This is a genomic window from Nocardia sp. NPDC057663, assembly GCF_042799895.1.
GTDB lineage: Bacteria > Actinomycetota > Actinomycetes > Mycobacteriales > Mycobacteriaceae > Nocardia.
This window is the reverse complement of record NZ_JBHVHX010000005.1, coordinates 364,663-376,160: the sequence shown is the minus strand read 5'-3', so window position 1 is coordinate 376,160 and position 11,498 is coordinate 364,663. Positions and strand designations below refer to the sequence as shown.

The window sequence follows — 11,498 nt, the reverse complement described above, 5'->3', positions numbered from 1 at the left end:
ACGGTCGTTCCGTGAGCGGTGTTGGGCTGTAGGTGATTTCATGTCGCGATGATCGGTGATGGCGGATACGGCCGGTTTGGAGTGTTGTCTCGACAGGATCTGGAGAGGTACTGCTACCTCGATGATGAGGACCGCAGGCTGATCGCTGCCCGGCGCCGTGACTACAACCGGTTGGGGTTCGCGGTCCAGGTCGTGACGGTCCGCAATGTCGGGATGTTCCTCACCGATCCGCTCGATGTTCCCGCCGATCTCATCGACTACCTGGCCGAGCAGTTGGAGATCACTGATCCCTCGTGTGCGAAGGCATACACCGAGCGGGACAAGACCCGACTCGAACACGCGTGGGAGATCCAGCGCGAGTATGGGATTAGAGCCTTCGCTGATGTCGCGGACGAATTGTCGGCGTGGATCGCTGATCAGGCGTGGACGACCGGTGACGGGCCGAAGGCGATCTTCGCCGGCGCGGTCGAGTGGCTGCGTGCCCACAACGCGCTACTTCCGGGCATCACCACGCTGGAGACCTTGGTCGCCGAGGGCCGCAAGATCGCCGACGAACGATTGTGGGTGCAGGTCGCAGACCAGGCCAGTCCCAGCGCGGTGTCGGCGCTAATGCGGTTGTTGGAGGTCCCGCCGGACTCGAAGGCGCGGGTGAGTGAGCTGGAGCGGCTGCGTAAGAGCGCGTTCCGGACGTCGTCGAGAGGGATTCTCAAGGCGCTGGACCGGCTCAGGGATGTCGAGGCGATCGGTGTGGGTGAGGTGGATCTGAGCATGATCCCGCCGCGCCGGTTGACCGGTCTGGCCACGTATGGGCTGTCGGGGAAGGCTTCGGCGTTGCGGAGGCTGGAGCCGCGAACCCAGCGGATTGCGGTGTTGGCCGCGACCGCGACAGCGATGCGGGCGCGGGCGGTCGATGACGTGCTCGAGGTGTTCGACCTGCTGATGACGACCCAGTTGCTGGCCAAGGCCGAACGGCAGTCCAAGGACGAGAAGGTGCGCCGCTACCCGAGGGTGTCGCGGAACGCGGGAAAGCTCGCGGCCGCGGTGAGGGTGCTGCTGGAGATGGTCGAGGTCGACCAGAACGTGGAGCTGGGGGTGGTGGTGGATCTGATCGAGCAAACGGTCACCCGCTCCGAGCTGCGGCATGCCGTCGCCGCGATCGACGAGCTTGTGCCCGCTGGGGATTCGGAACTGGATGGGCAGCGGTTGACCGAGCTGGCCGGTCGGTTGTCCACGGTCCGCCCGGTTTCTGCCCGCGTTGATGACCCGGGTGCGGTTCGGGGCGACACCGGACGGTGAGCGAGTGCTGGCGGCGATGCGTGCCCTTGCCGAGCTGCTGACGGTGCGGGCGACCGGCGCGCTCGGGCCGCATCTGCTCGATGCCCGTGCGGTCGACCACGACCTGGTGGTGGGTGCGTGGCGGCGGCTGGTCTATGTGCCGGGCCGTCCGGAGGCGACGGTGGACAAGGCCGCGTACACGATGTGCATGCTCGAACAGTTCCATCGCCATCTCAAGCACCGCAGCATCTTCGCGGTGGATTCGCAGCGGTGGCGTGATCCGCGCGCTCACCTGCTCGACGGCGCGGCATGGGAATCCGCCCGTGAGCGGGGCATGAACGCGTTGAACCTACCCACCGCGCCGACCGACCTTCTCACCGAGCACACCGAAGCGGTGGACGCGGCGTATCGGGAGTTGGCGGAACGTCTCGGGGAGGACAGCGCGGCCAGCATCGATGACGACGGCCGGCTGCATGTGGCGGCGCTGGAGGCCAAACCCGAACCGGCGTCGCTGATCGACTTGCGGAAACGAGTCGCCGCGATGGTGCCCGAGGTCGACCTGCCCGAGCTGATCATGGAGGTGATGAGCTGGCTGCCGGGGTTCGTCGAGGCGTTCACCCACGTGTCGGGGGAACGCGCCCGCGTCGCCGACCTGGGCTTGTCGGTCGCGGCAGTGTTGTGTGGGCATGCGATGAACGTCGGGTTCAAACCGGTCACCACCCCCGGCGTTCCTGCGCTGACCCGCAACCGGTTGCTGCATATCGATCAGTGCTACGTCCGCGCCGAGACCCTGGCCGCGGCCAACACCGTCCTGGTCGACGCCTAGGCCGGGATCGAGCTGGCCCAGGCGTGGGGCGGTGGGTTGGTTGCCTCGATCGACGGGATGCGGTTCGTGGTGCCGGTACGCACCCATCACGCCCGACCGAACCCGAAGTACTTCGGCCGCCACACCGGGATCACCTGGTTGAACATGCTCAACGACCAATCCGCAGGGTTGGCGGCACGCGTGTATTCCGGCACGCCCCGGGACTCGCTGAACATGATCGACGTGGTGTTTTCCCAGCGTGGCGGGCCGACACCGGAGGTCATCATCACCGACACCGGCTCCTACAGCGATATCGTGTTCGGGCTTTTGCACCTGCTGGGATTCCAGTATCGGCCGAAGCTGGCGAACCTGCCCGATCAGCGGTTGTGGCGGTTCGACACCCGCGCCGACTACGGGCCGTTGAACACCGCCGCGCGTGGGGTGATCGCCGCCGACAAGATCAGCGCCCACTGGGACGACATGTGCCGGGTCGCGGTGTCGATCAACACCGGTGAGGTGTCCGCGCATGAGGTCACCCGCATGATCTCCCGCGACGGCCGACCTACCGCGTTGGGCGAAGCGATCGCCCACTATGGGCGGATCTTCAAAACCTTGCACATCCTGCGGCTGGCCGACGACGAACCGTACCGGCGGGAGGGCAAACGCCAGTCCAACCTCACCGAAGGTCGTCACGACCTGGCTCGGTCGGTGTATCACGGCCGCAAGGGTGAGATGCGCCAGGCGTACTACGAGGGCATGGAGGACCAGCTTCACGCGCTCGGCCTGGTTCTGAACTGCGTCGTGCTGTGGAACACCGTCTACCTCAACCACGCCATCGAGGCACTGCGCGAGCAGGGGTATCCCGTGCTCGATACCGACGTCGAGCGGCTCTCAGCGTTCATCCGCTCCCACCTGGGTTTGGACGGACACTACAGCTTCGTACTGCCCGACCTGGGCGGAGTCGTCCGGCCGCTGCGCGACCCCACCCAGGTCGGGCAGGACTAGGTTTCGGGCAGCGACAGCGGGTCGAGGCTGCGTTCGATTCTCACGACCTCGGACCAGAACAGCGCATCGACGACGGAATTCAGCGGCACACCAGGGTATTCGGTCAGGTCAATCCGCCGTCGGCGCGGATGTTCTGGCCGGTGACCCAGCGGCTGTCAGGGTGAACGAGGAGCGCCACGAGGTCGGCGATATCGGTAGGTTGGCCGATGCGACCGAGTGCGGTCATCGCAGCGGCCCCCTCCACGGCGCCTGGTTGCGCGCTGGCACGCAGCAGATCGGTATCAGTCGGGCCGAGCGAGATGGTGTTGGCCGTGATGCCCCTGTGCCCGAGCTCGCGGGAAGCGACGCGAGTGAGCTGCTCGACGGCAGCTTTGCTGGCCGCGTAGATCGCTTCCCCAGGGCTCGGCCAATGGGTGCCGACAGTGGAGACCGTGACGACCCGGCCGTTGTCACGCAGTCGCGGCGTTGCCTGAGCAAGGGTCAGGAACGTGCCTCGGGCGTTGACGGCCATCACCCGATCCCACTCGTCGACAGTCGCCTCAGCCAGTGGTGCGCTGATGAATACACCGGCGTTGGCCACGAGAATGTCGAGCCCGACGCCCGCGGTCCGAAACACCTCGTCCGCCGCAGCGAACCCAGCAGTGACCTGGTCGGGGTCGGCGAGATCGACCTGCACGGCCGATACTTGCCCGTTCGATTCGGTGTTCTCGGCGACCAGCGTGTCGGCGGCATCGGAGCTAGTGGCGTAGGTGAACACCACGGTGGCGCCGTCTGCGGCCAACCGGCTGGTGATCGCGCGGCCGATGCCGCGCGATCCTCCGGTGACCAGGGCGCCTCGCCCCGCCAGCGGTCGGAACGGTCTGGCAGATGGACGTGTCGAAGTAGTCATGTCGGTAACGGTGGCATCGATCGCGGCACGAATCGCTCCGCAATAGATGAGACGCTGGTGACCATGGTCGATACCAGTGTCCGGCTGCTGCGGCTTCTCGGGCTCCTACAAACCCAACGGCTGTGGACCGGGGCCGAGCTGGCGTCGCGTCTGGGCGTGAACACCCGCACGATCCGTGCCGACATCGCACGCCTGCGGCGGCTCGACTATCAGGTCGACGCTGTTTCCGGTGTGGCAGGCGGGTATCGACTCCGCGCCGGCGCGAGACTGCCACCTCTGCAACTCGACGACGACGAGGCCATCGCGGTAGCCGTAGCTCTGCGCACCGCCGTCGGTGCCGGTGTGGTCGGTATCGGCGAAGACGCGGCCCGCGCGGCCACCAAACTCCAGCAGCTACTCCCGCCCCAGCTGCGTCACCGGCTACACACGATCAGCGCGGTTGCTGAGGCCATACCGAACTCTCGAGATCCGGTGGAACCCAGTATTTTTCGCGATGTGGCCACGACTGTCGAGCGCAGCGAAGTGCTCCGCTTCGACTACACTGATCGGCACGACAGAGCCAGCGAGCGTCGTGTCGAACCGTACCGGTTGGTTCACTCCGGCGGCCGGTGGTATCTCGTCGGCTACGACCTCGATCGCCAGGACTGGCGCAGCTACCGCCTCGACCGAATCTCACCGAAGACGCCGACCGGGCCCCGATTCACCGCCAGAGACCTCCCCGCGCGCGATCTCGCGACATTCGTGACCCGTGGACGGATGGCCGCACTGTGGAACTACACCGCCCGAGTGATCGTCGACGCGCCTGCCGAAACCGTCGCAGCGCGCATACCTACCGGCATCTGGATGGTTGAACCGATCGATCCGCACACCAGCGCGCTCGAGGCCGGCGCACAAAGCCCGCAACTGCTCGCGGCATACCTCGCCGCGATGGACCTCGATTTTCGTCTAGAGGCAGGCCACGCGCCCGAGCTCGCGGCCGCCATCGCGACGCTCGCGGCACGCTACACGGCAGCTATGCACCCTACGGAATCACCAGGACTCCATAGAGGCAGCTGTTCGCTGAAAGGGCTTACTACCCCTTCTAGTTGACGCGCCCGCAGCTCACCGCTCGCGGCGCCGTGACGCCGGATCGGTCGATGCCTGCCACCGGCCCAGCGCCTCGGCCGAAACTCGGGTGTACTTGGCCAGGCTTCGCACCGACGTGTGCCCCGACAACGCCATCAGCATCGGGGTAGACGCACCGTCCTCCGCAGCGTGCGTGAGTTTGCTGTGCCGCAGCTGTGCAGCGTGAACGGGCCCCGCGTCATCGGCTCGGTGTGCTCTTCGAACAGCGCCGCCGCGCGCCGATACGACAACCGAGCCCGCCCGGTGGTCGGGTCGACATCGACCAGCGCCACCGACGGCTTCGCCTTCCGGTCGGTGAGAAACAGCGGGCCACGTCGACGGCCCGCGACCATGCGCGGCAGCAGCCGCGCGGTACCGGTCTGCCAGTAGACGACATCACGGGCACCGCCCTTGCGGACCACGGTCGCGCAGCGGTTCACCGGATCGAGATCGCCGACATCGAGAGTCAGGATCTCCTCGGCACGGGCGGCGGTCTCGTACAGCATCGTCCACAACGTCCGCTCCCGCAGCGAGGCATCGGAGGCGAGCAGCTCGCTCACCTCATCGTGGGTCATGACCCGGCTGCGATCCGGAGCAACTGGCCGCGCCCGCAACCGGACCAACGGATCGCCGGCGAGCCAACCCTGCTCCCGCCACCACGCGCACGCCGACGTCAACGCGGTCAGCCGAAGGTTGAACGTCTTGGGCGACATGGCGCCCCACACGAAGGTGAACCAGCCACTGATCCGGTCAGGCTCCCGGTCCAGCAGTGCTACATCGGTGTCCGCATCGAAGTCGGCCACGAGCCGATCGAGCGCGACCGCGTAACCGCGGCGGGTGTTGGCGACGGTGATCGTCGCCGAGAACATCCGCACCGCGTCACCGCACTCCGCCCGCCACAGTCGACAGCTTGCGCACGACACCCATCAGAACCGACCTCCAGCGCTACGGCAGATAGTTTCCCGAGTCACCCCTGCACGAACTCGGCATCGCGCCAGGACGACTCCCGGTCTATGGCAGATAGTGGGCCGCTATCTGCCATAACTCCTTAGCGCCGGATTTCCCGCCGATGCTCCCCGACCCCCGACTGGGCGGAGATCCGCCGGTTGCATCGCGCGGAAGGAATGGCGATCCGCGCGAGCCGCGTGGGTCGGCGGTCGATGAGTTCGAGCCGTCGATCCGGGTGGAGCTCCCGGACATGCCGACGACTGTGGTCATGGAGTGCGTCGGCTGACGGCGGGGCAAGACGGTGTTCTTCGAACGGGTGCAGCAGCTGCGGCCGTTGTTGAAGCCGGTGGATCCGGCCTCGCGGACCGAGCATCAGCCCGGCGAGCTGGCCCAGTGCGATCTGCGGTTACTGACATCCAGTGACGCCTTCTACTGACACGACCGACGTATCGCCTGATCGCGGCACTGACATTTTGATGACGGGTGTCACGAAGGTGTCATTGGTACGCCCGTACAGGCGAGCACAGTTTCCGACTGGTTTCGTGGCATTTACGTTTGGTTGGATACAACCAAACGTAAACGTAAATAATCCGAGGTGCTCGGGCGTAGGCCAGGACTCTGACCGCCGATAATGTTCACTTATCGGCGGTCAGACAGAGAACCGCTCGATTCGAGTCCTCAAGGGGCGACACGGTTTTCGTTTCGTCTAATCCGTAGGGAAATGACGAAACCAACGTTACGATTCTCCCGTGTCGAGCGTCTGCAACTATCCGGGCTGTGCCCGTCCCATTACCCGCGGCGGTGGCCCGGGTCGTCCGTCCGAGTACTGCGATCACCCGGACCACACGCGATGGCGTGCCTGGCGTGAACGGCAACGGCTGCAACAGGAGTCGGAGAGTGCGGGGGATTCCGTCACTGTGACGACTCAAGGGCCGGTGACGGTGGCGCGGCTGCGGGCCGACGAGCTGCTCGGTCAGTTCCGTGGGCTCGCGGAGCAATTGGGGACCACGCTCACTGCCGCGGTCGCGGAGCTGCAGACGCTGGGTGACCCGTCGGTGGCAGAAGCGCAGGTCCAGGCGGTGCAGGCGGATGCCGCGCGACGGATCGCCGAGGCCGAGATGGCAGGCGTCGCTGCCGAACAGGCGCGGCGGGGGGCCGAGGAAGCGCGGACACTGGCGGAATCGGTGGCACAGGAGGCGGTGCTCGCCGCCGAAGAGGCCGAACAAGCGGTGGCCGAAGCGCTCGCCGCCAGGGATGAAGTACTGGCCTCGGTGGAGCAACTCAGCAAACAGGCCGCCGACGACGTCTTCGCCGCGCGCAGCGAAGCCGAGTCCGAAGTGCGGGCCGCGCAACGGAAAGCGGCCGACGAGATCGACGCCGCACGGCAGGACGCCGCCGACAGCGTTGTGCGGGCCGAGCAGCGGGCCGATGCCGAGGTGGCCCACCAGCGCCGGGATGCCGAAGCGCGGGTCGCCGCCGCGAACGCCGAACGGGATCTGGCGATCCAACGTGCCGCCGACGCCGACCGCGCCACCGCACGTGCCGAACAAGCCACCGCCGAGCGGGTGGAAGCCGCGGCCGAAGCGCGTGAGGAGTGGCGCCGGGCGCGGACCGAACTCGACACCACCCGAACCGAACTCGATCGAACCCGCGTCGAACTCGCCGAGCTTCGCCGCACCACCGCGGCGGACGCCGAGCAGCGGCGCGTCGAATCGGCGGCCGCGCTCGACCAACTGCGGACCGAAACCGCGGAACGATTGGCCACGCTGGACGACGCCCGTCAGCAGACCCTCGCGCGCGCCGAACGTGCCGAACGTCAACTCGACGAACTCCTGGCCGTCCGGGCACTACACCCTGCGCGCGAGTAATCGGAGCCGGTGACCGAGTTCACCGGCCTTGATCGACGCGGTGGCCTTCGAGTCCTCACCGTGGCCGATCTTCCGCCGGGCCAAACCGTGTGCGACACCCGCCGTTCGCGCCGCAGGGCGTCGGCGCGGCACAGCGGATCCTGGCCGATCTGCTCGGCGCGACCAGGTTCGCGGCACGAGTCGGGCGTGTCGCGAATCCGGTTGCGGCGCATCGGTGGCGGCTCGGCCCGGCGCACTGTTCACTGGTAGCCATGGCTTCCACCGCCCGACCCAGCAGGCAGCGTCGACCAGGGGTGCCCGGCCCCGCGGTCTCGCCGGCCGAACTGGTCGTCGTCACCACGCCGACCGCTACCGAGCTCACGCCGATCGCGCTACGTGAGAACCGTTCCGTGCGCAGCCACGTCGACGACCTGCTCCCTGCCGCGGCGCAGCTGGTCCCCATCTTCGGCCCGGACAACCGGCTCGCGGAGCGACTGGCGGATACACCGCAGGCGCCGGTCGCCGGGGAGTACCTCGGCTACTACTCGGTGCGCGGTCAGGTGGGTGATCTCGCGGCACTCGCGGATCGACTCCGCCGGGACGACACGGTGGCCGCCGCCTACGTGAAACCCGCGGCCGAACCGCCCCTCGCGCCACTGGCCGAGAACACCGTCGCACCGGACGCACCGGCGGCGACCCCCGATTTCCGCAGCAGGCAAGCCTATCTGGACGCCGCGCCGACCGGGATCGACGCGGTGTGGGCGCATACCCGGCCCGGTGGGCTCGGCACCGGGATGCGGGTGATCGACGTGGAGGGGGCCTGGCGATTCACCCACGAAGACCTGCGGCAGAACCAAGGCGGCGTGATCGGCGGAACCTCCTCGGCCGATATCGGCTGGCGCAACCACGGCACAGCGGTCGCGGGGGAGATCAGTGGCGATCACAATGGCTTCGGTGTCACCGGGATCGCGCCCGAAGCGCACATCAGGGCGATCTCGATCTTCGGGATCGGCTCGGCCGCCGCGATCCGCTCGGCGGCTGATGCCCTCGACCCCGGCGACGTCCTGCTCATCGAATTGCACCGCCCCGGACCTCGATTCGACTACCGGAGTCAACCCGATCAGCGCGGCTACATCGCCGTCGAGTGGTGGCCGGACGATTTCGCCGCCATCCGGTACGCCGTCGGCCGCGGCATCGTCGTCGTCGAGGCCGCAGGCAACGGGAACGAGAACTTCGACGATCCCGTCTACGACGCCCGGCCCGGCGACTTCCCCGCGACCTGGCACAACCCGTTCCGCGGCGGCGACACCGACTCCGGCGCCGTCCTGGTCGGCGCGGGCGCCCCACCACCCGGCCTGCACGGCCGCGACCACGGCCCCGCCCGCTCCCGCCTCCCGTTCTCCAATTACGGTGCACGCCTGGATGTCCAGGGCTGGGGCCGTGAAGTCACCACCACCGGCTACGGTGATCTCCAGGGCGGCGCCGACGAAGACCTCTGGTACACCGACGAATTCAGCGGAACCTCGAGCGCATCCCCGATCGTCGTCGGTGCCATCGCCGCCTATCAGGGCATGCGAGCCCTCGGTGCCGGGCGCGCCACGCCGGATCAGATCAGAGCCCTCCTGCGTGCCACCGGCTCACCGCAGACCCCGGCTCCCGGCCGCCCCACCACCCAGCGCATCGGAACCCTCCCCGACCTGCGCGCAATGCTCGGACGGACATAGCGCACTCATGGCAGTCATCCACCAGACCACCCTCACCCCGAGCAAGCTCGAGCTCGTTGCCGCGTGGCTGCCCGGGCGGCAGTGGTACCTGGGCACGACACCCAGGCTCAGGAAGGTCGGCGGGTTCCGGCTCGACGATGCCGACGGAGCGGTGGGCATCGAGTTCCTGTTGCTGATGGACGAGTCGGGAGCCGATGCGGTGCTGTACAGCGTTCCGCTCACCTATCGCGGTGTCCCGGTGCCCGGTGGCGACGGTGCGCTGCTCGGGACGGCCGAGCACGGTGTCCTCGGTCGCCGGTGGATCTACGACGGCGCGAGCGACCCGGTGGCCGTGGACGCGGTCCTCGACCTTGTGGCAGGGCGAGTGTCGGCTCGAGCGCAGAATGCCAGTGACAGCGTCGATACGTCGGTGGTGGTCAGCCGCGCGGAGTTGTCGTGGGCTGGTGGCGAGATGCGCGGCGCCGTCGACGATGACGCCGGCACCGACGTCAGTGTCGGCGGGATCGTCTTGCGCTTCAGCCGTAGGCCGGTCGCGCCCGCACCCGGTGTGGTGGGTTCGGTTGCCGCGCCGTCCGCGTCGGCCGACCAGGGGCAGGGGTTGGTCGAGGTGGTGCGGGTGGTGCCCGGCTAGCCGGAAAATGGGATGTGCGGTGGTGGCTGGGCGTGGGATGGTACGGAGATGGCATCAGCGAAGAGCGTCACCGTGCGGTCGGGTACCAGCGAGGATTGGGCTGCGATCATCGGATTGCAGGAGGCCGGTTTCGGGATGCGGTACCGGGAGGACGAACTCGGGTACCGGGGCGAGTTGTTTCCGGTCGAGCGGTCGCTGGTCGCGGTCGACGGTGATCGGATCGTGGGCCACACGGTCGATCTGACGATGACGGTGACCGTGCCGGGGGAGCGCACCGTGCAGGCGTGCGGTGTGTCGGGGGTGGCGGTCGCGCCGACGCATCGGCGGCGCGGGATCCTGCGGGAACTGTATACCGCGCAGCACGAGCGGACCGAGGCCGACGGGTTACCGCTGACGATCTTCACCGCCAGCGAGGGCACGATCTACGGTCGGTTCGGCTACGACACGGCGATCCTCGCCACCACCGTCTCCATCGATCGCCGGCGCGCCGAATTCCGTTCGACCACACCCGATCCCGGTGGTGTCTCGATGGCGACGCTCGCCGAGGCCGCACCGCATATCCGGCAGGTGTACGAGCGCTGGCAGCGGTCGGTGCCCGGCGCGCAGGTGCGGCCCGAACCCAAGTGGGACCTGTTCTTCGCGGATGTGGAACGCCACCGCGGCGGCGCCACCTCGCTGTTCGCGCTGATTCACCCCGACGGCTACGCCCTGTACCGGCGGCGCTACCACGATCAGCGGTCCGTCGCGGCCGTGTGGGAATACCGTGCCGTCACCCCCGACGCCCACGCCGCATTGTGGCGGGTGCTGCTCGGCATGGATCTGATCGACGCGGTGGAAGTCGAGATCGCCGACGACGATCCGCTGCCGTACCTGCTCACCGACCCACGTGCCGTTCGGGTGACCGATCGCGGGGACGCACTGTGGGCGCGGCTCATGGACATTCCCGCAGCCCTGACCGCGCGCACGTACCGCCACGACGTCGACACGGTGCTGTCGGTCCACGATCCGTTCCGGTCGGCGGGCGGCACCTTCGCCCTGCGGATTCGCGACGGCATCGCCGAATGCGAACCGACCACGCGGCCCGCCGAACTCGGTTTCGACATCAACGTGCTCGGCGCCCTGTACTTCGGCGCGCATCGCGCCAGGAACCTCGCCGCCGGCCATCGGATCCGGGTCGGCGCGCCCGCCGCGCTGCGCGATTTCGACGAAGCGTTCGCCTCCGAGCGTGCGCCCGAACTCGGCTGGTTCTTCTAGCGCGCCCGCGAGTGTG

9 protein-coding genes and 2 pseudogenes are annotated in these 11,498 nt (G+C 68.0%); 8 read left to right on the top strand and 3 right to left on the bottom strand.

The window, feature by feature from the left end; genetic code table 11:
• Nucleotides 1-84: 84 nt before the first annotated feature.
• Entirely contained in the window at nt 85-1,296 is a 1,212-nt protein-coding gene (locus ACFVAV_RS15350) for a DUF4158 domain-containing protein (protein WP_379035250.1), read from the top strand.
• A pseudogene (locus ACFVAV_RS15345) lies at nt 1,259-3,085 on the top strand (Tn3 family transposase). Before ACFVAV_RS15350 ends, ACFVAV_RS15345 begins: the two are co-directional and overlap by 38 nt.
• A 103-nt stretch (nt 3,086-3,188) precedes the next feature.
• Here ACFVAV_RS15345 and ACFVAV_RS15340 read toward each other — a convergent pair.
• Nucleotides 3,189-3,974, bottom strand: coding sequence for an SDR family oxidoreductase (locus tag ACFVAV_RS15340; protein ID WP_379035248.1), 786 nt, complete (start codon nt 3,972-3,974; stop codon nt 3,189-3,191).
• Between the two features lie 63 nt (nt 3,975-4,037).
• On the opposite strand from ACFVAV_RS15340, the gene ACFVAV_RS15335 reads away from it, so the two are divergent.
• Entirely contained in the window at nt 4,038-5,063 is a 1,026-nt protein-coding gene (locus ACFVAV_RS15335) for a helix-turn-helix transcriptional regulator (RefSeq protein ID WP_379035360.1), read from the top strand.
• Nucleotides 5,064-5,075: 12 nt separating this feature from the next.
• Here the strand turns inward: ACFVAV_RS15335 and ACFVAV_RS15330 are convergent, their stop codons facing one another.
• Nucleotides 5,076-5,252 (bottom strand): hypothetical protein, encoded by a 177-nt coding sequence (locus ACFVAV_RS15330; protein WP_379035359.1) that lies wholly within the window; start codon nt 5,250-5,252, stop codon nt 5,076-5,078.
• On the bottom strand, nt 5,195-5,947 hold the full coding sequence (locus ACFVAV_RS15325) for a tyrosine-type recombinase/integrase (RefSeq protein WP_379035357.1): 753 nt from the start codon (nt 5,945-5,947) through the stop codon (nt 5,195-5,197). The genes ACFVAV_RS15330 and ACFVAV_RS15325 overlap by 58 nt, the downstream gene beginning before the upstream one ends.
• Before the next feature lie 255 nt (nt 5,948-6,202).
• Here ACFVAV_RS15325 and ACFVAV_RS15320 point away from each other — a divergent pair.
• The 5 genes and pseudogenes from ACFVAV_RS15320 to ACFVAV_RS15300 all read left to right on the top strand — a co-directional run.
• Nucleotides 6,203-6,429: pseudogene (locus tag ACFVAV_RS15320) on the top strand (IS21 family transposase); the annotation flags it as partial.
• Nucleotides 6,430-6,943: 514 nt separating this feature from the next.
• Nucleotides 6,944-7,894 carry a hypothetical protein gene (locus tag ACFVAV_RS15315; RefSeq protein ID WP_379035246.1) on the top strand — a complete coding sequence of 317 codons (951 nt, stop codon included), beginning with the start codon at nt 6,944-6,946 and terminating at the stop codon, nt 7,892-7,894.
• Between the two features lie 251 nt (nt 7,895-8,145).
• Nucleotides 8,146-9,597 (top strand): S8 family serine peptidase, encoded by a 1,452-nt coding sequence (locus ACFVAV_RS15310; protein WP_379035244.1) that lies wholly within the window; start codon nt 8,146-8,148, stop codon nt 9,595-9,597.
• A 7-nt stretch (nt 9,598-9,604) separates the two neighbouring features.
• On the top strand, nt 9,605-10,228 hold the full coding sequence (locus ACFVAV_RS15305; protein ID WP_379035242.1) for a 1,4-alpha-glucan branching protein: 624 nt from the start codon (nt 9,605-9,607) through the stop codon (nt 10,226-10,228).
• Between the two features lie 48 nt (nt 10,229-10,276).
• The gene (locus ACFVAV_RS15300) at nt 10,277-11,482 is read left to right on the top strand and encodes a GNAT family N-acetyltransferase (protein WP_379035239.1); all 1,206 of its coding nucleotides are present in this window, start codon (nt 10,277-10,279) and stop codon (nt 11,480-11,482) included.
• Nucleotides 11,483-11,498: the final 16 nt, after the last annotated feature.

Excerpts from the sequence above, each read along its gene's own strand:
- ACFVAV_RS15340 (WP_379035248.1), bottom strand. The coding sequence starts at position 3,974 with ATGACTACTTCGACACGTCCATCTGCCAGACCGTTCCGACCGCTGGCG.
- ACFVAV_RS15335 (WP_379035360.1), top strand. The coding sequence starts at position 4,038 with ATGGTCGATACCAGTGTCCGGCTGCTGCGGCTTCTCGGGCTCCTACAA.
- ACFVAV_RS15325 (WP_379035357.1), bottom strand. The coding sequence starts at position 5,947 with ATGTTCTCGGCGACGATCACCGTCGCCAACACCCGCCGCGGTTACGCG.
- ACFVAV_RS15310 (WP_379035244.1), top strand. The coding sequence starts at position 8,146 with ATGGCTTCCACCGCCCGACCCAGCAGGCAGCGTCGACCAGGGGTGCCC.
- ACFVAV_RS15305 (WP_379035242.1), top strand. The coding sequence starts at position 9,605 with ATGGCAGTCATCCACCAGACCACCCTCACCCCGAGCAAGCTCGAGCTC.
- ACFVAV_RS15300 (WP_379035239.1), top strand. The coding sequence starts at position 10,277 with ATGGCATCAGCGAAGAGCGTCACCGTGCGGTCGGGTACCAGCGAGGAT.